Raw genomic sequence first — 22754 nt, 5'->3', positions numbered from 1 at the left:
TTCAATATCATGACACTATATCAAACAACATTCGAAAATTTCAATAAAAACTATATGGGTTCTGCTGCAATGGCTGTAATTGGTCAAAGCTGCTTAGGTGGTGCTGCGGCAATGTACGTTCTGGCTAACGGAACCTCAATACCTCAAATGATACAACTTGCCATTATTGTTTTAGCTTGTGTTTTTGCAAATACTTCTATATTGGCACAAATGAAGCACAAAACGGTTTTTAACCTTATTATTGCAAGTGCACTTTTAAGTGTCTTTTTTATTCTATTAAATAGTTTTATTCTATGAAAAAACAAATAGAGAACCGGGCAGATGTAAATTTTTTGGTACATCAGTTTTACGCTAAAATAAGAGCCGATGAAGAAATCGGCTCTTATTTTAATACCATGATCAAAGATTGGGATGCGCATTTAGAAAAGCTAACCGATTTTTGGGAAACCAATTTATTCGGAGTAAAAAAATACAAAGGCAATCCACTTGAAGTACACAATGAAGTTGACTCGCATTTTGAAGGAAAAATTACTTCAAATGAGTTTGGAATCTGGTTGAATCATTGGTTTCAGACTTTAGAAGAACATTTTGAAGGCGAAAATGCAGAAACGCTAAAACGACGCGCCAGAAAAATGGGTACGTTTTTGTTTATGAGTATGTTTGAGCACCGAAAAAAAATGAATGAGGTTTATTTAGAAAACTTAAATTAAGTCTATTTTTTGTCATTTCGACGCGAGGAGAAATAACACTAGAAACTCGACAAAGATTAGCGACAATATAGAACGCGGATGACGCGGATTCGCTTTGCGAAAACACAGATTAAAACGGATTTCATCAACTCTATCTTGTCATTTCTGTAATTTTGTTTATGAGTATGTTTGAGCACCGAAAAAAAATGAATGAGGTTTATTTGGAAAACTTAAATTAAGTCTATTTTTTGTCATTTCGACGCGAGGAGAAATAACACTAGAAACTCGACAAAGATTAGTGACAATATAGAACGCGGATGACGCGGATTCGCTTTGCGAAAACACAGATTAAAACGGATTTCATCAACTCTATCTTGTCATTTCTGTAATTTTGTTTATGAGTATGTTTGAGCACCGAAAAAAAATGAATGAGGTTTATTTGGAAAACTTAAATTAAGTCTGTTTTTTGTCATTTCGACGCGAGGAGAAATAACACTAGAAACTCGACAAAGATTAGCGACAATATAGAACGCGGACGACGCGGATTCGCTTTGCGAAAACACAGATTAAAACGGATTTCATCAACTCTATCTTGTCATTTCTGTAAATAACAAGATAGAGATTAAACCCTGGAATTTGGGTTTTATTCATTAAAACTTCACTCAAAAACTATTTCTCAAAAGCATATACCAAAGTAAAATCCTGCCCTGAAGTATCTGATTTAATTTCTTTATAGTATACGTCAAAATCTACTACCAAATCATTAAAATGAAGACTGGCTTCGGTCTGATTTTTATCTACCGAAAAGGCATTTACGCTGATATGATCTTTAAAACTGATTCCTTTTTCGTTTCTTATTTTAAAAATTGCTTCTTTAGCTCCCCAGATTACTGTCAGTTCCCTGATATAATCTGGAGTATTTTGGGTGTTTAAATAGCTGTTTTCGGTCTCTACAAATTTGTCGGCGATTCGAAGAATTTTTTCGCGTTGCAATTCCATGTCGATTCCGACTGTTACATCGCTGATGATAATGGCCGCAAAATCGTGAGAATGTGTGATTGAAATATGATTGTGACAATTAAAGTATGGTTTTCCAAATTCGTCGTAATGCAAATCATGATCCGTAAAACCCATTTCCTGAATCAACATGCGAACACTCAAAAAGGCACGTTGGTGCATTTGAGATTTCATTCCATTCAACCTTAACTGTGTTTTTTCTTTTAAAACTACTTTGCTCACTAACTCCTCAAATGATTCGGTTATGTGCCAAACTAAGATTTTGGTCGTTTCGTTGAATTGTATGGTTTGAAATAAAGGCATTCTTTTTTAATTATGAGTTATGAGTTGTTAGTTATGAGTTTTTAGTTATGAGTTGTTTTCGACTTGAAAACGAAATTTCTTATTTAACGTCTCGTCTTTTAGCCCTGATGGAAACGGCATCCTTTTGTGGCGGGGTTCGCCACAAAAGATATAGTGGACAGCAGGATTAGCTTCTTATTTTGACTATGCTCAATTAGGACAGCAACAGTAATACACTAATATTCTAAAGATTAAGAAATTAAACATTTCACAAATCTGACAGAAAGTAGTCAAAATTAAAAAGCTATTCCGTAAATTTGCAAAAATTTTACAATTACAAATATACTATAAATGAGTACTACAACTACGCCTTTTGTGGCTTTCAAAGTAAAAGACATCTCTCTAGCGGCTTGGGGAAGAAAAGAAATTGAATTAGCTGAAGCTGAAATGCCAGGTTTAATGGCACTTCGTGCTGAATATAAAGACGAACAACCTCTTAAAGGTGCTCGTATCGCTGGATGTTTGCACATGACGATTCAAACTGCTGTTTTGATCGAAACTTTAATCGCTCTTGGTGCAGAGGTTACTTGGTCTTCTTGTAACATTTTCTCTACTCAGGATCAGGCTGCTGCCGCTATTGCTGCTGCTGGAATTCAGGTTTATGCCTGGAAAGGTCTTGATGAGCAATCATTTGACTGGTGTATTGAGCAAACTTTATTCTTTGGTGAAGACAGAAAACCATTGAACATGATTCTTGATGATGGTGGAGATTTAACTAATATGGTTATTGACCGTTTCCCTGAATTGGTTCCTGGAATTAAAGGATTATCTGAAGAAACTACAACGGGTGTTCACAGACTTTACGAAAGAGTAAAAGCCGGAACTTTACCAATGCCTGCAATCAACATTAACGACTCTGTTACTAAATCTAAATTTGACAATAAATATGGTTGTAAAGAATCTGCAGTTGATGCTGTTCGTCGCGCAACTGACTTAATGTTAGCTGGAAAAAGAGTTATCGTTTGTGGATACGGTGATGTTGGAAAAGGAACTGCTGCTTCTTTTAGAGGTGCAGGATCTATCGTAACGGTTACTGAAATTGACCCAATTTGTGCTTTACAAGCTGCAATGGACGGTTATGAAGTTAAAAAATTAAACACTGTAATTGCTAATGCTGATATCATCATTACTACTACAGGAAATAAAGATATCGTTCTTGGAGAGCACTTCGAGCAAATGAAAGATAAAACTGTTGTTTGTAACATCGGACACTTTGATAACGAAATTGACATGGCTTGGTTGAACAAAAACCACGGTGCTTCTAAAATCGAAATCAAACCACAAGTTGACAAATATACTATCGCCGGAAAAGATATTATCATTCTTGCTGAAGGTCGTTTAGTAAACCTAGGTTGTGCTACAGGTCACCCAAGTTTTGTAATGAGTAATTCATTCACCAACCAAACTTTGGCTCAAATCGAATTATGGAACAATAGTGCTGCTTACAACAATGACGTTTACATGTTACCAAAACATTTAGATGAAAAAGTTGCTGCTTTACACTTAGCTAAATTAGGAGTTGAACTGGAAGTTCTTCGCGAAGATCAGGCTGCTTATATTGGTGTTGAAGTTCAAGGTCCATTCAAACCAGAATACTACAGATACTAAATAATATTAGATTGAAGATCTCTGATTTTAGATTTCTTCAATTATATCTTTCAAATCCGACCGGTTTTTAAAAACGGGTCGGATTTTGTTTTTAATGGCTTTTCAGACATAAATGATGCTACTATTTCTAAAGAAAAAAGTTTTCTATCAAAAAAAAGCTTTTTTCAGAATAACTTTTTAATTTTAAGAATTCAAATAGACTTTAAATAAGTCACTACTTCTCAACTACATAAACGCCGTGCTCTTGAAAAAAAAATCTCATTTATTGGTCTTCTTGTTTTTATTATGTCTTCCGGGCATTCTTTTTTCGCAGGAAAAAAAACCTAAAGTCGTTTTAGTACTAAGCGGTGGTGGTGCAAAAGGAATTGCACATATTCCGCTTTTGCAAAAACTGGATTCCCTGCATATCGTTCCGGATCTTATTGTTGGAAACAGTATGGGCAGTATCATTGGCGGTTTATACGCCATGGGATATTCCGGCGATAGTATCGAAAAAATCACCAAGAATATTTATTGGGATAAACTCCTTGGCGGAGGCCAATCGTTACGATCTGTAAGTGCCGAAGAAAAAAGAGAATTTCAAAGATATTTAGTCGGAATAGGGGTTAAAGATGGAAAGCTCAATAGCGTTGGTTCTCTTTTAAATGATCAAAATCTTAGAGAATCTCTTTCTGAATTAACCTTTCCTGTCTATAATGTTAAAGATTTTGACAGTCTCCCGATACCTTTTAGAGCTATGGCTACTGACTTAGTTGAAGGCAAAGAAGTTATTTTAAGCAAAGGCAGTTTAGCTTATGCCATGCGAGCCAGCATGTCTTTACCCGCTATTTTCAAACCAGTGCCTTACGAAAAAACCATATTAGTAGATGGAGGAGTATTAAATAATTTCCCAACTGATGTGGCCAAACAAATGGGTGCCGAAATTATTATTGGCAGTGATGTAGGTGGAGGAATGCAGCCAATGGGGAAACTGAACAATATTATGATGATATTAATGCAAACCAGTATGTTTCCGAGTAATGTTAAAAACCCGGCAAACCGTGATCTGTGTACCATATTAGTCGATCACATGCCCAACCTGCGTTTCTCGACAGCTGACTTTGCAGCTAGTAATGAAATCTACAAAGACGGTAAAATAGCGGCAAATAAAAATCTTCCGGCTTTAATTGCTTTATCGGAAAAGTTAAAGGGATTTCCGCAACGAACGCACAAATTGCCCTATATGCCCAAAGAATTTATTCTTGACACCATAATTTATAAAAAAATAAGTCCTGAAAATCTCCCTCTGGTAGTTGGAAGAGCAAATCTTAAACCCCATGTAAAATATACCTCCAAAGATTTAATTTCAGGCATAAACCGAGCTATGGGTACCAATCTTTTTGATGAGATTGCATATAGCCACTTCATCAAAAACGGTGATAAATCAGGAATTACATTATTTGGATTTGAGCGTGCTAAAAATCAACTAAATACCTCTGTACACTATGATACTTATAGAGGTGTTGGTGTTATTTTTAACTACACCGCCAGAAACGTTCTTGCAGATGCCTCCCGTCTTTTGGTAACTGTCGATATTGCAGAACAGCCAAAAGCCAGAATCAATTTTCAGAAAAATTTTGGAGGACGCAGGGAATGGTGGTGGGGAACGGAACTTTACGGAGCTTTCCTAAAACAGGAAATTTACCTCAATGGCAAAGCCTCAGATAATATCCTTTATAATACATTTGAATTTAACAATGAGGTAAACAGAAATTTAAATTCGTTGAAAAGCTATTTTGGTTTTGGTTTAAACTATCACTACACCTACTTCAAACCAAAATATGATCGGGAATACAATCCGAACGCAGTTTCACTAAACAACTACAGCTCTAATAATATCGAATTCAACATGCATTATTCCTATAATGATATGGATAAAGTTTTCTTTGCTACAAACGGAACCATTATAAAATCAAATATATCGCGATCACTCCTTAGCGATATCAACGCCTCAATTTCCGCCCCAGATGTCCTGCGTCTTTCCGGCTCAACAAATAATTACACGAAATTTGGTTTAAGCTTTGAAAAGAGGTTGCCTCTAAAAAAGAAAATTACAGGAATCGTAGGATTTGATGCTTGTTTTATTTTTCAAGATCAGCTCAAAAACAATCAAATTTCGTTTTTCGATTTTGGTTATGCAACGAGATATTTTCTTGGTGGTATTATCCCAAGTTCCGGCAGTAATCGCTTTTCATTCCCGGGTTTGCATGAAGACGAACTCAATGTTACACAATATATGGGGCTTAAACTCGCCTCGCAAATAAATATTACCGGAAAAATCTATCTGACCCCTCATGTTAATATTGCCTCTGTAGGTTTTGACAGTTTTGGCGATTTCATCGACCATGCATTTAAACCAAAAGGAAATTGGGATCATAATTTTGAAACCAGTCTTGTACTATCCGGAGGAGCTGCTATTTCTTATCAATCCATTTTAGGTCCAATTCATTTTGACACTTCATGGATCAATAATATCGACAAAGTCAGATTATTTTTTAGCGTCGGATTATCGCTTAATCCATAAGGTACTAATAATCTCAAATAGCTTTCAAATCCGACATTTTTTTAGAAACCTGCCGGATTTTGTTTTTAGTACTAGTTCTTATTCATAGACAAAAATTCGATCAACAAAATTCGCGTCTTGTTTCTCTGAACTCAAACCTCCTTCGAAAAACATTTCTGTCCAGTTTTTTTGATTATCAATTTTAAGATACTGCCATCTTGTATCCAGCTCAATTTTACCATTCCTGCCCAATTGCGAATCTTTACTTGATTGTTCAATTTTTCTGTTATTAACATCATACTTACTAAAAATTACCAATTCATCTAAATAGCCTGAATCTTCTTTGTTCAATTTCGAATGTTCTTCTATAAGATTTCCTCTTTCATCATATACAAACACATCCTCAGACTCTGTAATTTGCGTTTCTCCTCCCTGATAGTCATAAGAAAAGTTCGTTTTTATAACTTGATTTTTATTATACTGATACTTCACCAAACTTCTTAAAGTATCATTATCCGAAAAATAATTTTTCTCTTCTGCTATTTTTTTATCTGGTCCGTAACTATAAATCGTTCTTCCAGTCACCTTTTCATCATCGTCATAACTTATAGATTCTGTCTTTTGCTTCAAACTATTATACTTGTTCTCCGGATAATCGGATTTTTCAGGAAACATATCATCTTTCACAAATTCTCCGTTTGCATTCTTTTTATAAGTGGTATAATTTTGCATTTTACCTTTTATATACTTGCCGTTCTTTTTTGTTGCATAGTAAAAGTTCTCTGTATATTCTTTAATATTTCCAAACAATTTCTCGTCCCAATTTGCAGATAATTGTGGGGCATTGTAATCTTCTGTCCTCATTTTTTTAGGCTCTGGCTCTTTCAGATTCGGAATCATCTCAAAAGTCCTGTCTATACCATAAACAGGTTCATAAAGAACAAAATCATTTTTAATAGGAGCAATAGTCTGAATAAAGATGTACGTCTTTTTTTCATTTATTATATCCTCTATTGTAAATGTTTTTTTAAATTCTTCAAAACTCATCGTGGGATTAGCTTTAAAAGCATCAAAAACACGTTTGCTTATATTACCTCTTATATCACCAAAACCAGCCCTTTCATCATTGATTTTTTTATTTTTCTTCTTTAGTTCTGCCATCTCCTTGTCACTGTATGTAACCAATACATTGCCCAACTCATCGTAATTCACCAAGCGCATCTTGTTTTCCCGATCACTATTCTGATCAGCGGCCTCTATCAAAACTACATTGTTTATAACCTCTACCAAGTTGTACGCGATGTTATTCAGCTTAAAAGTGCTTCCTATATCCTTTTGGGAAAGCTTTACCTGAGAATAATCTGTAATGAATTTAATATTGTAAACCACACTTCCTTTAATTTCAGCAAGTTCATTGTTGTTTTTAAAATTTACAGCATTGTTGATCTGATCCTGCTTACGCAGCGTAGTAAAATTTAAATTAATCTCTTTTCCGTTCTTGTATTTATACAAAAGCTCGCTTCCAAAAGAAGTTCCACCAACATGCTGAATTTCGATCAACTCTTTTTTCAGATTAAACAGTTTGCTCGTTACAGGGTGAAAATCTACAATAGTAGGTTCATCATTTTCTTTAAAATAGGAAGGAAAGCGTGAATTGAACAACAGGTCGTATCCATAATTAGATTTCTCCAATTTCAAAACTCCTCTTGAAATAATCGTATCTATTGAAGAATTGATCACTTCAGCAGATTGAATTGTTTTCTTTTGAATTTCATCCATTTTTCTATTTACTTTTTTAAACGGGAAATTAGGAGCTTTAAAAATTTCTTTATTTACATTATACGTAACTTCATAAATCATGTCTTTCTCCTCTTTACTTGGTTGTTTTTTCTGGGAAAACACAGAAAGACTAAAGCTCATCAAAATCAATACAATTCTATTCATTATTTATTTTTGTTGAAAATTACATTTTTTTGTTCCAAAAAACCAATATTTTTTTTCAAAAACGTTATGCTTATATTTACTGGAAATTTCTTTTCATGAAACAATTCCTTTCTCTTTACTTGTTTTTCTTTACAAGCTCCACTATATCAGCACAAAGCAAAGACATCTGGGTTTCATTTTGGGATAAAGACACTACGCACATCGGATTTAAAGATGCAAACGGAGCTATCAAAATAACTCCAAAGTTTATGGGATTCACTATTGCTCGTAAATTCGATAAAATTATTGCCGTAACCGAAGATACTGGCGAAAGCTGGAAGAGTTATTATCTCACTAAATCCGGTAAAATCGTAGGACGCGACAGCCTCTATATTTTTGACAATGGACCGGATTGTGAAAATGAAGGTTACATCAGATTTACAGACCAAAAAACAGATAAAACCGGAATGTTTAATAGTGAAGGTAAAATTGCAATTCCTGCCGATTATAGCGCCCTTACCAAAGTCAGGAACGGGATGATTATCGCCTTAAAAGGGGCCACTAAAGAGAAACTTGGTGACGAACATTTTAGCTGGTCCGGAGGAAAGGAATATCTTATTGACACCAATAATAAAATCCTAATTGAAAATTTCGGATATAATGACGCACTAAATTTTTATTCTTTACAAAAATCAAAATCCCCAGATAAAGATGAAACAAGAGAAAATTTCCTAGGTGTTGATGGTCAATATTATTCGTTCATCAATTATGAGAAAGAATTCAAGTTGTGGTTAAAAAACAATTTGCTTTCTGACCTATCAAAAAAGAATTTAATAAAACTCTCCTTTGATAAAATCACCTACTGGAAAGAGCCAACAGGATGGGCAAGTGAGGCCAAAGCTGCTTTTATCGACCAGAATTATAATTACATAAAATTAAAACTTGAAGAGTTAAAAAATCCAAAAACGGATTATTTCGTATCAAATGACGGTCTCAACCCATTTATTTTTGAAACAGATGAATACGAGGTTTACTTCAACAATTGCAATGAACCTAAAGAATGGATATATCCCATTAAAAATATCGTCATTAACTCAAAAAACAAAGCCGACTTTAAGCAAGATCATTTTGAATTTTTAAGAACTGAAGATGGTTATAAATTGATCAGTGTTACAACAGCAAAAAATGATCTTAAATAATTTTTTTCAAATCATTATTTTTATAAGATTAACTCCGTTACTTTCAAAAAAGTATTTAAAATATAAATCAAGGTAATACGACGGCTATACTTTTTATGGTAACGGACAGGGTTTGGAAAACAAGCTTATATAAAATTTAAATGGAAAAAAGATTTCCAGACTCTCTTATTACAATTAATTATGAAGAAAGAAGATTTCAAAATAAATTTAAAAAGAGCTCTAAATGGTCTTATTGATTTTACACAGGAAATGGTGATAAACCAGTTACCTTATGATTACAAATTCATAATCAAAACCAATTGTTCTTACGATGGAAATAAATTAGAAGATGATGAAGAAATTTATCCAGATGATAAAATCGATGAATCAAGTTCAATTAATCCTGCCACTGAAACTACCGTAATTGAGTATCTATGGCGAAATAACAAAGTTCCGGAGTGGATTAATGTACAAGTTTACAGCTGTGACGATAGTTTTACTTATATACTTTTAGAATGTTGTGGAAGGTTTTTGGCTTCCTTATATCACAAAAATGGTCCTTTTCGTGGTTTAGGGCCTAGTATCCCATATCGTTATATTGATCCAATAACTGACAAACTTATTAAAAAAATTGATTTGAATGAGATCAAGAAATCTTAAGCTATTCTTCTACCCTGCTTTTCATAAAGTTACAATGTAAGCAGAATAAATTCTTCTACATCAACGCAAAAGTTAACTTTGCAAAAACTAATAATCATGAAAAACTTTCTCTTTTTAGGAATTGCCATTATATTCGAGATCATTGCCACTTCTGCTTTAAAAAAATCGGAAGAATTTACAAAACTGATCCCAAGCATTATAACCATAATTGGATACTGCGGTGCATTTTACTTTTTAAGTTTTGCCATCAGAACCATTCCGGTTGGAATTGCTTATGCCATCTGGTCGGGAGTTGGCATTGTACTGATCACCATTATCGGCGCTGTTTTCTTCAAACAAATCCCCGATTTACCAGCGATAATTGGATTAACATTGATTATGGCAGGTGTTATTGTCATTAATGTTTTTTCTAAAACTACCGCGCATTAAGGTATTTTAAATCAATCATTGATACTATCAAATGATATTATAAAAACACTCCTTACACTATAAATCAAAAATTTAATGAATTTCAGAAAAGCAACAATTTCAGACTTAGCGGAAATGCAGCAATTGTACACCGAAACTATACAATCAGTCTGTAAAAACGATTACGATCCAAAGCAAATTGAAGTATGGATTTCGGGTGTGCAAAATACCGAGCGTTGGTTAGACGTTATTCAAACACAATTTGTTTTGCTGGCCATCATTGAAACTAAAATAGTTGGTTTTGGCACTTTGAAGAACGGCAATTATATTGATTTCTTTTATATCCACAAAGACTATCAAAAACAGGGAATTGCCCATAAGCTTTTAAATGAATTGCTACTTGAAGCCCAAAAGCAACATCCAGAAACCATTACCTCCGACATTAGTATTACGGCCAGACCTTTTTTTGAAAAAAACGGTTTTGTTGTAAAAGCCGAGCAGGTAAACATTCGATCCGGTGTTGAGCTGATTAATTACAAAATGGAGAAAGAAATTAAATAATTGGTTTCAAGTTTCAGATTTGAGCAGAACGTGAAACTTGAAACTTGAAACTTGAAACAAAATCAACAAAAAGTTACTTCCGCAAGTTTCGGATTTTCTGCCTGTAAAAACCTGTCGATATTTGCCTTATAAAATGGAACGAAAATGAACACACAGGAAAACATTAATTATAATCGAATTGCTGAAGCAATTGATTATATCAAAGTCAATTTTAAAACGCAGCCCAATCTCGATGAAGTTGCCGAAAAAGTGCACCTAAGTCCTTTTCACTTTCAGCGTTTGTTTACGGAATGGGCAGGCACAAGTCCGAAGAAATTTTTACAGTACATTAGTGTTGAACATGCCAAAAAGATACTTCAGGAAGACCGTCAGGCTACTTTATTCGATGCTGCTTTTGACACCGGTCTTTCGGGAACCAGCCGTTTGCATGACTTGTTTGTAAACATCGAAGGTATGACGCCAGCCGAATATAAAAATGGGGGAAAGAACTTAGAAATTAACTTCAGTTTCGCCGAAAGTCCGTTTGGAAATATCATTGTAGCCTCAACACTTAAAGGAGTTTGTTATATGGCTTTTGCCGAAAATGAAGGAATGGGTTTCGAGGATTTAAAACATAAATTCCCTAACGCAAACTTCTCCCGAAAACTCGATTTAATACAGCAAAATGCGCTATTCATTTTTCAAAATGACTGGAGTAAATTAGCCGAAATTAAACTGCATTTAAAAGGCACCGATTTTCAATTGAAAGTTTGGGAAACGCTCTTAAAAATTCCAATGGGACAGCTTTCTACTTACGGTTCTATTGCACAGCAAATTGAAAAACCAAATGCTTCGCGCGCTGTAGGAACCGCTATTGGAAGCAACCCCGTAGCTTTTCTAATCCCTTGCCATCGCGTGATTCAATCCTCAGGAACCTTTGGTGGATATATGTGGGGAAACACCCGTAAAACGGCCATTATTGGATGGGAAGGCGCACAGATAAATCCATAATTTTCTGCCACCAATTCACGATTATTCTTTAAAATCTTTGCCGACAAAATTGCTATAATCCGGGAATCACTTCGTCCGCTCGCTATCGCTCGGGTCGTGGCCGAAAAACCTCAACTTAAAATCATTATGCAAAATATACAATCAAAAATTGCTTCCCTTCATTGGGACAGCATCACCGAATCTATGCACGAAAACGGATTTGCCATTATTCCAAATCTGTTAGATAACGAACAATGTGAAGCTCTAAAAGCCGATTATTCAAAGCCTGAATTATATCGAAAAACGGTTGTTATGGAACGATACCGCTTTGGTCTGGGGGAGTACAAATATTTCACTTACCCACTACCTGATTTAATTCATAACCTTCGTACTTCCATTTATTCTAAACTCGCTCCTATCGCAAACGCCTGGATGAAAGCACTTAATATCCAAACCGTTTTCCCTGATACGCACGAAAAATTACTGGAACAATGCCATACCAATCATCAATTAAAGGCAACTGTTCTGATTTTAAAATATGGTAAAAGCGGTTTCAATACGCTGCATCAGGATTTGTACGGAGATGTTTATTTTCCAATTCAGATTGTTCTTTTCCTGAATGAACCCGATGAAGATTTTACAGGTGGAGAATTTGTACTGACACAGCAAACGCCTCGGGCGCAATCCAAAGCTATTGTACTGAAACCTAAAAAAGGAGACGTTTTAGTTTTTACCACCAATTTCAGACCTGTGAAAGGTTCCAAAGGATACTATCGAGTGAACATGAAACATGGTGTTAGTGAGATACATTCCGGTGAACGATACACCTTGGGGATTATTTTTCATGATGCTTTGTCTTGAGGGGCAAAGGCTCAAAGGGACAAAGGTTCTTAGATTCTGAGCCTTTGCAACTTAAAAATAAATGTCTTGACACTGTTAAATCTCTGATTGAGATTTAAAGAAACCTTTGTCCCTTTGTCCCTTTGAACCTCTGCAGCTTTGCACCTCAAAACCTTAGTACCTCAGAACCTCAGCACCTCAAAAAAAATGCTCCAACACTCTAAAATTTCCGATTCGGATTTACGGAATAAAATTAAAAATGTGGAAATTTGCTTCGGTGGAAACCGAAAACTAAAAATCTACGGAACGCTAAAATGCAAATCCGGTAAAAGAATGAGACGCGAGAATCGGGTTTTCTTTTCTACGCAGGAGGAAGCCCAAAAAAACGATTTCCGACCTTGTGGGCATTGCATGAAAACCGAATATCAAAACTGGAAAAATGGACTTATTTAATCTGCATACAGACGAGACAACAAATCTGCTTCCTAAAGACGGGACTGTTAATTATTACGGGAAGCTGTTTTCAAGAGAAGATTCGAATCGTTATTTAGACATCCTATTAAATACAATTGAATGGAAAAATGACGAAGCCATTATCTTTGGTAAATTAATTTTAACCAAGCGAAAAGTGGCCTGGTACGGTGATTCGGGCTTTGAATATACCTATTCCAATACCACCAAAAAAGCACTTTCATGGACAACAGAATTACTGAAACTAAAGGCAATTATAGAAGAAAAAACGGGAGAAACATTTAATTCCTGCTTGCTTAATTTATATCATTCGGGTGAGGAAGGAATGGCATGGCACAGTGATGCCGAAAAAGATTTAAAAAAGGACGGTGCAATTGCCTCAGTGAGTTTTGGTGCTGAGCGAAAGTTTGCCTTCAAACACAAAGAAACCAAAGAAACTGTTTTTTTAATTTTAGAACACGGAAGCTTACTGGTTATGAAAGATGCTACTCAAACGAATTGGTTGCATCGTTTGCCTCCCACAAAAACGACTTCAAAACCAAGAGTAAATCTGACGTTCAGAACTATTGTAACTTAACAGTACATTCTTACTTCTTACTTTTTCTTAAAAGCCACATTTTGATACGAAAGAATCAAAGCGTCCTCAAACATTTCCGGTCTTACTTTTGAAAGTTCTACAATTGTCCAGCCCTGTTTGCCCCATTTATTAGGCACCGGATAAAAAATCAAGTCACTCGAAGCACAAAAAACCGATTGATCGATTTCGTTTAATTTCAAGACTGCTCTATTGTTTTTTTCATCAAAAGTGGCGAATATTTTTTTGCTGATCCGAAAAGATGTTTTCTCAAAATGAGGTTCTTCTGTTGCATCCGGAAACGACAATGCAAGGGTTCTGAATGTTTCAATTGTGACCATATCTGATTTTTTTTTAAGATCCTATTACTTAAAAACCTATTAGGTTCCGTCTTTTACCACCCCTGATTCAGTCCATTTTTAAGGACTTCATTGTATTTTTCTGTATCAAAAGTATATAAATTGGGCGCTTTGTGTGCAACGTTGCTTTTCTTCTCGTCGAGTTTATTCAGAATACCGATGTTGGTAATTTTACGCAGAAAGTTTCGTCGGTCTAATTTTCGATCCAAAATCGTTTCATACAACTTTTGAAGCTGAGGGATTGTGAATTTTTCAGGTAAAAGATTATAACCAACCGGCATTAAATTCAGCTCAATTCTGAGGGTTGTCAAAGCTTTATCCAGAATTTCTCTGTGATCTAAAATGAGTTCGGGAACTTCCTTGTGATCGATCCATTCTATGATTTCCTGACTGTTTTCTTTTTGGGGAACCGCTTTTAAAAAATCAATCAAAGCATAATATCCGATGGTCACAAAACGCTGAAGGAGCCATTTACCATCCTCTCTCGGAATATTAAAATGATCCAGTACCGTATTCCCAAAATGCTGATCGTACCGTTTTACGCGGCCAAAAGTAGCAAATTGCCTTAAAAAAATCCCCTGCATTCCGGTACGTTCTTTTAAAACGGTAACTGCTGCAGTATCAATATCCTCCTCAATAGGTATAAATCCTCCAGGCAAAGCCCATTTATCATCAAAGGAAGTTTTAATGAGTAAAACTTTAAGCTGATTGTCATGAAACCCAAAAATGACACAGTCAATTGAAAGTCCGGGTTGGTAATTTTCGCTATTTTCTATTATTTTTTTTGGCATTCAATGGTTCTTAAATCAGCATGGTATTCTTTAATAGATCTGCAATTTAATGCATTTTTATAAATCCGAAGCCTTTTTACACAAATGAGTTTTCCTTGCGATGAGGATTTCCGTAAAAAGCAGCACGTGTAATTATCAGAATTTTTACTTAAAATAAGAACTGAATTAAAAAAAACTTTTACATTGCGTCATAACAACACATTTAAAAAGCAATTTGTTATTTTTGAGCAAAAAACAGAAAACACTCTGTAAATCAACACCCAATTTACAGCTTTTAATCCAACATGAAACGTAGAGAGATATGATTAATAATTCGTTAAAAAACATGAATGAGAAAATCAGAAATAAAATCTGGACGTCTTTCGGATTTGTTTCTAAAACTTATCTTCTTGAAGCTTCTTTAAAATATAGTGAAGAACAAGAGAGGATTTTCAACGAAATGATTGTTGAAACTGAATCAAAAGATAAAAAAGCGAAGCGTGAGGCTTTTGATAAAGCACTATATGCATCTTACAAAGGGATTGGTGCGATGGACTTTATCAATACCGTTTTAAAATAATTTTTAGTCAGCATTCAATAAAAATTTTCTAGTTTATTGCTTTTCCCTCTTTGTAATTTAAAAAAGAGCATTTTAAATTCTTTCACCACTTCTAAAATTGATCTGCTGTTACCTGCCGTAATTTTCTCAATTCTTTCAGATGTTCATTAAATTATTAAAGGTGAAATTTCTTCAAAATCAAATAATAAATTATTTATTGTAAGAAAACTGAACTTATCTTAATAATACATTTGACCTCATTGGATATTGACAAAAATCTATATTTTTGCTAGAAACGGAAGATTTTACTTACTTCAACTAAAAGCCTAATTATGGAACAAGCCATTCAGTCAGAAATTTACAAAATTCAAAATCCGGAGCACTGGGCCAGTGTTATTACCGACAATCAACTTATTGATTGTATAAAAGAATCTGAGTTCTCTCAAAAACAAGCAGATGAGGGACGTGATTATTGTTATTTTTTAGATAAAATTTATTACACCAGTGATAACGAAAACAGTGAATATGCCTGCCTGGCTTATACACTAAATGAGCCTTCTAATTTAGAGAGAGCTTCTGTTGTAGATGTAGTACTGGAAGAAAATGAAACTTACGTAATCCACCGCATCAGTGTATTGAGAGATGGTGTTTTAGTAGACAAAATCCCCGATACTAAAGTTAAAATACTGGATAGCGAAAACCAAAGCGGCGGCGGTGTTCTAAGCAGTAATAAAAAAATCAATATTACCATAAAAGACCTTCGTTTGTATGATATTTTGATTATGGAAGATTCCAGAATTAAAATTTTTACAGAACGTGATTTCCTGCGTAAAGAATTCTCCAGATATGTTTGGGTAGGACCGGACAGTTACTGGGCTTACGGAAAATACAAATTCACTTTTAAAAATGATCGTGAGAAGACAGTTGCCTACAAAAAAACATTCTTTAGAGATGAAGATGGAAATGTTCTGGAGCCGCAAATAGGTTATTTAAAAAAAGGAGAGCAATATGTTCGGGAAGAAGAAAATTATATCAATTTTGTAGATTCCAACAGGGAGGTTTCTTCTTATGTCGATTTTGCCACAGCGGCCGACTGGAAAGAATTGTCCAACTACATTTCTCCTATTTATGACGCTATTTTCGACAAGTCTTCCCTGATTGAATTTGCTCCCGATCTGGTTGAAAAACTGGACAAAATTGGTTCTAAAGACGATCAGCTCCAATTTGCCATAGAATATGTTCAAAACCATATCAATTATATTTACAATGCCGACGAGATGAACGGCCACAAACCGCAGGAACCTGCCGTTACCTTTGCTAACAAACAAGGAGACTGCAAGGCAAAATCGGTTTTATTAAAAGTAATTTTAGATTATATTGGGGTTGATTCTTCGATCATTCTGGTCAATTTCGGTACGGACTTTTATATCAAGTACTATTTACCGTCGTTACTGACTTTTAATCACGTAATTGTTAAAATTAATTACAAAGAGGAAAGTCACTTTGTTGATGCGACACTACGCGATGAATTTGGGTTAATCGAAAACCGTGGTTTTATTTTCTTCCTGCATTATCTGGAAGTAAAACCAAATCTGGAATTACAGCTAAAACCACCTCATCGTTTTTCTTATTATGCCGTAGACGAAAAATCAGAACTGGTGGCACAGCAAAATGTAGGCAAGCTAAAATTAACGACAGTGTACAAAGGAAATCGCGCCAACAGCATGCGTAAATATTTTAAAAACACCAATAAAAGAGAAATCATAGACAGCTGGAATAATTTCTTCTTTTATACCTTAAACTATACCAACGACAGAAACGGAACGGATCTGAGAAAGATTTTTAAAGATGCCGTAATTGAAATTGTAAGCGATGATAAAAAGCTTAACGAATTTAAAGTGGAGTATCAGACCACTATTGAAAATCCCTATTATTCCGACGATAAAAACAACCGTTTCTTAATGTATTTTGATGCTAATATTGTTAAAAACAGAGTAAGAGATTTTATACACAAAGACATCTCTTTCTGGCACAATTTTGACAATGAGAGATATGAAATCACGTTAGTAACGGATCAAAAAATTGATATTAGTGAGAAATTTACGGTGCAGGAAAGCAGCGTTAGCAATCCATATTTTGATTATGTAAGCCGTAAAAAAATCCACAAAAACGGAGGCACAGTTTATATCGATTCGAAGCCCTTAATTAACTTAGAAATTCCAGAAAAAGACTTTGAAGCTTTCAGGGAGGCCCATAACAAGGTTGCGGACAGTAATTATGGAATTGGGGTTGATATTATAGAAGATGGTTTGTTGAACAAGCTGAAATTCAATTTCAAAAAATTAGTAAAATAATCATACAAGAAGGAAGTTAATTGTAGGCTACAGTTTAAACACGAATTGCACCAATTTGCACTAATATTAATAGCTTAACCTTGTGGTGTTTGAATACAAGTTCTAATGATTGAAACGCTCAAATTTTTAACACATAAAAACATAGATTTTGGATTGCTAAAAGAGAATACAAAAAGAAATCAATTTCTTTCAAATAGCAGGATATGTGCTTTATTTGAAGTGAAACGCCTTTTTTATAGATGCAGCACCTATGTTACTATGTGTTAAAATAAATGACATCAAAAAAAGGAGGAATTGTAGCCTATCATCTAAACACAAATTGCACCAATTTGCACTAATATTAATAGTTTAACCTTGTTGGTGTTTGAATACAAGTTCTAATGATTGAAACGCTCAAATTTTTAACACATAGAAACATAGATTTTGGATTGCTAAAAGAGAATACAAAAAGAAATCAATTTCTTTCACATAGCAGGATATGTGCTTTATTTGAAGTGAAACGCCTTTTTTATAGATGCAGCACCTATGTTACTATGTGTTAAAATAAATGACATCAAAAAAAGGAGGAATTGTAGCCTATCATCTAAACACAAATTGCACCAATTTGCACTAATATTAATAGTTTAACCTTGTTGGTGTTTGAATACAAGTTCTAATGATTGAAACGCTCAAATTTTTAACACATAGAAACATAGATTTGTATTGCCAAAAGAGGATACAAAAAGAAATTAATTTCTTTCAAATAGCAGGATATGTGCTTTATTTGAAGTGAAACGCCTTTTTTATAGATGCAGCACCTATGTTACTATGTGTTAAAATAAATGACATCAAAAAAAGGAGGAACTGTAGCCTATAATCTAAACACAAATTGCACCAATTTGCACTAATATTAATAGCTTAACCTTGCTGGTGTTTGAATACAAGTTCTAATGATTGAAACGCTCAAATTTTTAACACATAGAAACATAGATTTTGGATTGCTAAAAGAGAATACAAAAAGAAATCAATTTCTTTCACATAGCAGGATATGTGCTTTATTTGAAGTGAAACGCCTTTTTTATAGATGCAGCACCTATGTTACTATGTGTTAAAATAAATGACATCAAAAAAAGGAGGAACTGTAGCCTATAATCTAAACACAAATTGCACCAATTTTAATCCGTTAACCTTGTTTGTGAAATTAATTCCACAAACAAATTAGTGACAATTCGTGCAATTCGTGTTACTTTTTATAGCAGTAATCTATATTTCTACGTGTTTAAAAATCTAAAGCAATTCAAAATCTGCTTTTAATTTGATATCTGCTGATGAAGCTCCAATCATTACTTCAAAATCACCCGGTTCTGCTGTCCATTCTAATTTGTTATTATAGAAAGACAGTTTCTCTTTGTCAATTGTAAATTCAATTATTTTAGATTCTCCGGCATTTAGTTTTACTTTTTGAAAATCTCTCAATTCTAAAACCGGACGAACTACAGATCCAAATTTATCTTTTAAGTACAATTGTACGACTTCTTCTCCGGCTACTTTTCCAACATTGGATAATTGAAAAGAAATTTTTATGGTTTCCTTGTTTTTCATTTTAGTCGAAGACAATTTCAAATCAGCATAATTGAATTTTGTATAACTCAGCCCATATCCAAAAGGAAATTTGGGAGAGTTTTTCAGATCAATATAGGCTGACACATAGTTTTTTGCGTCTTCATCTTTAGGAGGTCTTCCTGTACTGAAATGATTGTAGTAAATTGGGACCTGCCCTACTTCTCTCGGAAAAGTCATAGGCAATTTTCCGGAGGGATTGTAATCTCCAAATAATACATTCGCGATTGCGCTTCCGGCTTCGGTCCCTAACCACCAAGTATAAACAATGGCCGGAACGTTATCAGCCGTCCAGTTAAAAACAAGAGGACGTCCCGCATTTATCAAAACAACCACCGGTTTTCCTGTTGCCTGAATTGCTTTTACTAAATCTTCCTGAACACCCGGCAAACGAAGATCACTGCGGCTTTTTGCTTCGCCACTCATATCGCGTCGTTCTCCAATGCTCAAAATAACAACATCGGCCTGTTTAGCCGTTGCAACTGCTTCTGCAAAACCGTCTTTATTATCTCCGTCTACTTCACAACCTTTGGCATACAATAATTTTGTGTTTTTACCCACTTTATTCTGCAATCCGTCCCATTGCGAAATGACCCATTTATCATAATCAACCTCCGGTAATTCTACTGACCAAAATCCCATATTGGCTTTATACTCCTTAACCATTGGACCTATGAATGCGATTGTTTTTACATTTTTTGAAATAGGCAACGTTTCGTTATCGTTCTTTAATAACACTATACTTTTTTGTGCTACCTCCAGCGCTGCTTTTCTGTTTTCAGGATTACTTAAAGCTTTATCGGCTCTTTTTTGATCAGAATAGCGGTATGGATCCTCAAATAAACCCAATTCAAATTTTTTGCGTAAAATACGTTTTACGGCATCATCAATCAAATCAATAGATACTTTTCCTTCTTTAACCAATTCGGCTAGATGATATCGATAGGCATTGCTTTCCATATCCATATCACTTCCGGCAGTAATCGCGGCAAGTGCGGCAGCTTTCAGATCTTTGGAATAGCCGTGTGCTACCATTTCGCCTATCGATCCCCAGTCTGAAACTACGAATCCCTGAAAGTTCCATTTCGCTTTTAAGATGTCACGCTGTAAATGTACATTTGCTGTAGCCGGAATTCCGTTTAAGTCATTAAAGGAGTTCATAAAAGTGGCTGCCCCGGCATCAAGAGCGGCTTTGAAAGGAGGCAAATAAGTTTCCAGAAGCATTCGTTCGCTCATGTCTACCGAGTTGTAATCTCTTCCGCCCACCGCTGCACCGTAAGCTGCAAAGTGTTTTACACAAGCCATAACCGAGTTCAGATCTCCCAGTTTATTTCCCTGAAAACCTTTTACTCTGGCATAGGCAATTTTAGATCCCAGATAGGTATCTTCTCCGGCGCCTTCCATTACGCGTCCCCAACGCGGGTCACGGGCAATGTCGACCATTGGTGCAAAGGTCCAGTGAATACCACTTGCTGACGCCTCTGTAGCTGCAACTCTGGCCGCCAGTTCGATTGCTGCTAAATCCCAGCTGGCCGCTTCGGCCAAAGGAATTGGAAAGGTGGTTTTGTAACCGTGAATGACGTCCTGACCAAATAACAATGGGATTTTCAAACGAGATTGCATCGCCAATTCCTGATATTGTCTGGTATATCTTGTTCCCACAACGTTTAACATCGAACCTATAAGTCCAGCCTTTATTTCGGCCTGTTTGTTTGCGTTTATGGTAATGGGACCCGTTGCTGCGTTGTCGCCTGTATACTGATTTAGCTGACCAATTTTTTCCTCAAGGGTCATTTTTTTTAATAGCGCATTTACTTTTTGATCTACTGTTTCTTGTTGAGCTGCCGCAAAAAACGACACCATTAGTAAAGTGAATGTGGTTATTTTTTTCATACTTAATTTAGATTTACCATACGTAAGTTGCTACCGAACCTGCGTCCAATGATGTTGAAACTTGTTTTTGATTCTCTTTTATATTGAAGGTCTCTTTGTTTGCACCATCGTTTTCGACAATTAAAACGATATTTCCGGCTGGTGTTTTAAAGGCTACATTATACAGATTCCCACTAATGTTACTTGCTATTCTCACAGAACCTTCGGGAACAAATTTTGAGGCGTGACCAATAATATAGTAGCCTACTTCTCTTTTAATCTTCTGATTTTTATCAATCATCAAAGCTCCTTTACATGTCGAACATCCACCCGGTGTAAAGGGTTCATAATTTTCATTATTAGCCAGTCCCCACGAAAGTGCATTGACACTCCAGTTACGCATAGAACCAATGACAACATTTTTCACACTCCATTTTAAATCAGATTCAAAACTACTGCCCGAACCGGTATATTGTTCTGTAAAATACAACTCTTTTTTGGGATAGGCATTATGAACGGTGGTTAAAGCACTAATATCTCCTTCATACAAATGAAAGGCCGAACCTGCTACAAAAGGCAATGCTTTTTGATCATTCAAAATCGTTAAAGGATATTCGGGTTTGTTGCAATTGTGGTCGTAAACTACAATTTTGGTTCTAATTTTAGCTTTTACAAAAGCAGGGCCCAAATTTGTTTTGATAAACTCGGCCTGCTGCAATGCCGTCATATACATACTTGGATTGTTACCCGGATGCAAGGGCTCGTTTTGTGGCGTTATGGCATCAATTACAATTCCGTGCGATTTCATTGCCTGTATGTATTTTACAAAATAATCAGCATAAACCTGGTAGTATTTGGGCTGTAAACTTCCACCTTTCGAACTTCCGTTGTCTTTCATCCAAACGGGCGGTGACCATGGTGAACCCATAATTTTCAACTGTGGATTTATGGCTAAAATCTCTTTTAAAAGCGGCACTACATCCTTTAAATCGGGTCCCAGATCAAAGTGCTCTAATTTTAAATCAGTTTGCCCTTCGGGCCTATCATCATACGAAAAAACTTTTTCATTCAAATCAGAAGCGCCAATACTAATTCGCAGATAACTCAAACCAATAGCATCATTTTTTCTAGAAAACAATTCCTGAAGCAATGCCTCTCTTTTGGCTTTATCGAGTTTTAATATGGTTTGGGCACTTCCTCCTGTCAAGGAAAAACCAAAACCTTCAATAGTCTGAAATTTTTGAGAAGCGTCTACCAAAATCGTTGGATTCGAATTAATTTCCGTATTAAAAACCAAATCACTTTGCTTTTGAAGTTTTGAAAATTCATTAGTAGTGGTGATCCAGGCTTCAACTTTTCCGGATTGGGCAACTGCATTTTTTGAAGTTCCACATTTTATCTGAACTACGATGAGCGGCAGTAAGAGTAAAATCTGAAGTTTTCTGTTGATGTTTTTCAT

General features: G+C 35.2%; 20 protein-coding genes. 14 read left to right on the top strand and 6 right to left on the bottom strand.

Annotated elements, in window-relative coordinates; translation table 11 throughout:
- Positions 1–9 precede the first annotated feature (9 nt).
- Together OGZ34_RS07660 and OGZ34_RS07655 are read left to right on the top strand one after the other, a co-directional pair.
- Positions 10–297, top strand: a complete 288-nt coding sequence (locus tag OGZ34_RS07660) for a hypothetical protein (RefSeq protein WP_017497977.1) — start codon at positions 10–12, stop codon at positions 295–297.
- Positions 294–710 (top strand): group III truncated hemoglobin, encoded by a 417-nt coding sequence (locus OGZ34_RS07655; RefSeq protein WP_263362656.1) that lies wholly within the window; start codon positions 294–296, stop codon positions 708–710. Before OGZ34_RS07660 ends, OGZ34_RS07655 begins: the two co-directional genes overlap by 4 nt.
- A 648-nt stretch (positions 711–1358) precedes the next feature.
- On the opposite strand, the gene OGZ34_RS07650 is transcribed toward OGZ34_RS07655, so the two are convergent.
- Positions 1359–2009 (bottom strand): 4'-phosphopantetheinyl transferase family protein, encoded by a 651-nt coding sequence (locus tag OGZ34_RS07650; protein WP_173964305.1) that lies wholly within the window; start codon positions 2007–2009, stop codon positions 1359–1361.
- A 330-nt stretch (positions 2010–2339) separates the two neighbouring features.
- Here OGZ34_RS07650 and ahcY point away from each other — a divergent pair, with 330 nt between their 5' ends.
- Positions 2340–3656 carry an adenosylhomocysteinase gene (gene ahcY / locus OGZ34_RS07645; protein WP_173964306.1) on the top strand — a complete coding sequence of 439 codons (1317 nt, stop codon included), beginning with the start codon at positions 2340–2342 and terminating at the stop codon, positions 3654–3656.
- 244 nt (positions 3657–3900) lie between these two features.
- Entirely contained in the window at positions 3901–6219 is a 2319-nt protein-coding gene (locus OGZ34_RS07640; RefSeq protein ID WP_263362655.1) for a patatin-like phospholipase family protein, read from the top strand.
- A gap of 78 nt (positions 6220–6297) precedes the next feature.
- On the opposite strand, the gene OGZ34_RS07635 is transcribed toward OGZ34_RS07640, so the two are convergent.
- Positions 6298–8142 carry a hypothetical protein gene (locus OGZ34_RS07635; RefSeq protein WP_263362654.1) on the bottom strand — a complete coding sequence of 615 codons (1845 nt, stop codon included), beginning with the start codon at positions 8140–8142 and terminating at the stop codon, positions 6298–6300.
- A gap of 95 nt (positions 8143–8237) precedes the next feature.
- Here OGZ34_RS07635 and OGZ34_RS07630 point away from each other — a divergent pair, with 95 nt between their 5' ends.
- The 8 genes from OGZ34_RS07630 (at position 8238) to OGZ34_RS07595 (ending at position 13785) form a co-directional block, all read left to right on the top strand.
- Positions 8238–9320, top strand: a complete 1083-nt coding sequence (locus OGZ34_RS07630; RefSeq protein WP_263362653.1) for a WG repeat-containing protein — start codon at positions 8238–8240, stop codon at positions 9318–9320.
- Between the two features lie 180 nt (positions 9321–9500).
- Positions 9501–9959, top strand: a complete 459-nt coding sequence (locus tag OGZ34_RS07625) for a hypothetical protein (protein WP_263362652.1) — start codon at positions 9501–9503, stop codon at positions 9957–9959.
- Between the two features lie 96 nt (positions 9960–10055).
- Positions 10056–10388 carry a DMT family transporter gene (locus OGZ34_RS07620; RefSeq protein WP_173964310.1) on the top strand — a complete coding sequence of 111 codons (333 nt, stop codon included), beginning with the start codon at positions 10056–10058 and terminating at the stop codon, positions 10386–10388.
- Positions 10389–10463: 75 nt separating this feature from the next.
- Positions 10464–10928 carry a GNAT family N-acetyltransferase gene (locus OGZ34_RS07615; RefSeq protein ID WP_089076909.1) on the top strand — a complete coding sequence of 155 codons (465 nt, stop codon included), beginning with the start codon at positions 10464–10466 and terminating at the stop codon, positions 10926–10928.
- Positions 10929–11072: 144 nt separating this feature from the next.
- Complete coding sequence (locus tag OGZ34_RS07610) at positions 11073–11918, top strand: methylated-DNA--[protein]-cysteine S-methyltransferase (protein ID WP_263362651.1); 846 nt, start codon at positions 11073–11075, stop codon at positions 11916–11918.
- 126 nt (positions 11919–12044) lie between these two features.
- A complete protein-coding gene (locus OGZ34_RS07605; RefSeq protein ID WP_263362650.1) occupies positions 12045–12758 on the top strand; it encodes a 2OG-Fe(II) oxygenase in 714 nt (237 codons plus the stop codon).
- A 186-nt stretch (positions 12759–12944) separates the two neighbouring features.
- A complete protein-coding gene (locus OGZ34_RS07600; RefSeq protein WP_263362649.1) occupies positions 12945–13190 on the top strand; it encodes an Ada metal-binding domain-containing protein in 246 nt (81 codons plus the stop codon).
- Positions 13177–13785, top strand: coding sequence for an alpha-ketoglutarate-dependent dioxygenase AlkB family protein (locus OGZ34_RS07595; RefSeq protein WP_263362648.1), 609 nt, complete (start codon positions 13177–13179; stop codon positions 13783–13785). Before OGZ34_RS07600 ends, OGZ34_RS07595 begins: the two co-directional genes overlap by 14 nt.
- Before the next feature lie 17 nt (positions 13786–13802).
- Here the strand turns inward: OGZ34_RS07595 and OGZ34_RS07590 are convergent, their stop codons facing one another.
- Both OGZ34_RS07590 and OGZ34_RS07585 read right to left on the bottom strand, forming a co-directional pair.
- Positions 13803–14123, bottom strand: coding sequence for an MmcQ/YjbR family DNA-binding protein (locus OGZ34_RS07590; protein ID WP_173964315.1), 321 nt, complete (start codon positions 14121–14123; stop codon positions 13803–13805).
- Between the two features lie 53 nt (positions 14124–14176).
- Positions 14177–14932: an NUDIX hydrolase gene (locus OGZ34_RS07585; RefSeq protein WP_173964316.1), complete on the bottom strand. Its 756-nt coding sequence runs from the start codon at positions 14930–14932 to the stop codon at positions 14177–14179.
- 301 nt (positions 14933–15233) lie between these two features.
- Here OGZ34_RS07585 and OGZ34_RS07580 point away from each other — a divergent pair, with 301 nt between their 5' ends.
- Together OGZ34_RS07580 and OGZ34_RS07575 are read left to right on the top strand one after the other, a co-directional pair.
- Positions 15234–15491: a hypothetical protein gene (locus tag OGZ34_RS07580; protein WP_173964317.1), complete on the top strand. Its 258-nt coding sequence runs from the start codon at positions 15234–15236 to the stop codon at positions 15489–15491.
- 311 nt (positions 15492–15802) lie between these two features.
- Positions 15803–17824, top strand: coding sequence for a DUF3857 domain-containing protein (locus OGZ34_RS07575; RefSeq protein WP_263362647.1), 2022 nt, complete (start codon positions 15803–15805; stop codon positions 17822–17824).
- A 1266-nt stretch (positions 17825–19090) separates the two neighbouring features.
- Here OGZ34_RS07575 and OGZ34_RS07570 read toward each other — a convergent pair.
- Both OGZ34_RS07570 and OGZ34_RS07565 read right to left on the bottom strand, forming a co-directional pair.
- Positions 19091–21316: a glycoside hydrolase family 3 N-terminal domain-containing protein gene (locus OGZ34_RS07570; protein ID WP_263362646.1), complete on the bottom strand. Its 2226-nt coding sequence runs from the start codon at positions 21314–21316 to the stop codon at positions 19091–19093.
- Positions 21317–21329: 13 nt separating this feature from the next.
- A complete protein-coding gene (locus OGZ34_RS07565) occupies positions 21330–22754 on the bottom strand; it encodes a glycoside hydrolase family 30 protein (protein WP_263362645.1) in 1425 nt (474 codons plus the stop codon).

The organism is Flavobacterium collinsii (assembly GCF_946903285.1).
Classification (GTDB): Bacteria; Bacteroidota; Bacteroidia; order Flavobacteriales; family Flavobacteriaceae; genus Flavobacterium; species Flavobacterium collinsii.
This window is presented reverse-complemented; position numbering and strand designations above follow the sequence as displayed.

Excerpts from the sequence above, each read along its gene's own strand:
- OGZ34_RS07660 (WP_017497977.1), top strand. The coding sequence starts at position 10 with ATGACACTATATCAAACAACATTCGAAAATTTCAATAAAAACTATATG.
- OGZ34_RS07655 (WP_263362656.1), top strand. The coding sequence starts at position 294 with ATGAAAAAACAAATAGAGAACCGGGCAGATGTAAATTTTTTGGTACAT.
- OGZ34_RS07650 (WP_173964305.1), bottom strand. The coding sequence starts at position 2,009 with ATGCCTTTATTTCAAACCATACAATTCAACGAAACGACCAAAATCTTA.
- ahcY (WP_173964306.1), top strand. The coding sequence starts at position 2,340 with ATGAGTACTACAACTACGCCTTTTGTGGCTTTCAAAGTAAAAGACATC.
- OGZ34_RS07635 (WP_263362654.1), bottom strand. The coding sequence starts at position 8,142 with ATGAATAGAATTGTATTGATTTTGATGAGCTTTAGTCTTTCTGTGTTT.
- OGZ34_RS07630 (WP_263362653.1), top strand. The coding sequence starts at position 8,238 with ATGAAACAATTCCTTTCTCTTTACTTGTTTTTCTTTACAAGCTCCACT.
- OGZ34_RS07625 (WP_263362652.1), top strand. The coding sequence starts at position 9,501 with ATGAAGAAAGAAGATTTCAAAATAAATTTAAAAAGAGCTCTAAATGGT.
- OGZ34_RS07620 (WP_173964310.1), top strand. The coding sequence starts at position 10,056 with ATGAAAAACTTTCTCTTTTTAGGAATTGCCATTATATTCGAGATCATT.
- OGZ34_RS07615 (WP_089076909.1), top strand. The coding sequence starts at position 10,464 with ATGAATTTCAGAAAAGCAACAATTTCAGACTTAGCGGAAATGCAGCAA.
- OGZ34_RS07610 (WP_263362651.1), top strand. The coding sequence starts at position 11,073 with ATGAACACACAGGAAAACATTAATTATAATCGAATTGCTGAAGCAATT.
- OGZ34_RS07605 (WP_263362650.1), top strand. The coding sequence starts at position 12,045 with ATGCAAAATATACAATCAAAAATTGCTTCCCTTCATTGGGACAGCATC.
- OGZ34_RS07600 (WP_263362649.1), top strand. The coding sequence starts at position 12,945 with ATGCTCCAACACTCTAAAATTTCCGATTCGGATTTACGGAATAAAATT.
- OGZ34_RS07595 (WP_263362648.1), top strand. The coding sequence starts at position 13,177 with ATGGACTTATTTAATCTGCATACAGACGAGACAACAAATCTGCTTCCT.
- OGZ34_RS07590 (WP_173964315.1), bottom strand. The coding sequence starts at position 14,123 with ATGGTCACAATTGAAACATTCAGAACCCTTGCATTGTCGTTTCCGGAT.
- OGZ34_RS07585 (WP_173964316.1), bottom strand. The coding sequence starts at position 14,932 with ATGCCAAAAAAAATAATAGAAAATAGCGAAAATTACCAACCCGGACTT.
- OGZ34_RS07580 (WP_173964317.1), top strand. The coding sequence starts at position 15,234 with ATGATTAATAATTCGTTAAAAAACATGAATGAGAAAATCAGAAATAAA.
- OGZ34_RS07575 (WP_263362647.1), top strand. The coding sequence starts at position 15,803 with ATGGAACAAGCCATTCAGTCAGAAATTTACAAAATTCAAAATCCGGAG.
- OGZ34_RS07570 (WP_263362646.1), bottom strand. The coding sequence starts at position 21,316 with ATGAAAAAAATAACCACATTCACTTTACTAATGGTGTCGTTTTTTGCG.
- OGZ34_RS07565 (WP_263362645.1), bottom strand. The coding sequence starts at position 22,754 with ATGAAAAACATCAACAGAAAACTTCAGATTTTACTCTTACTGCCGCTC.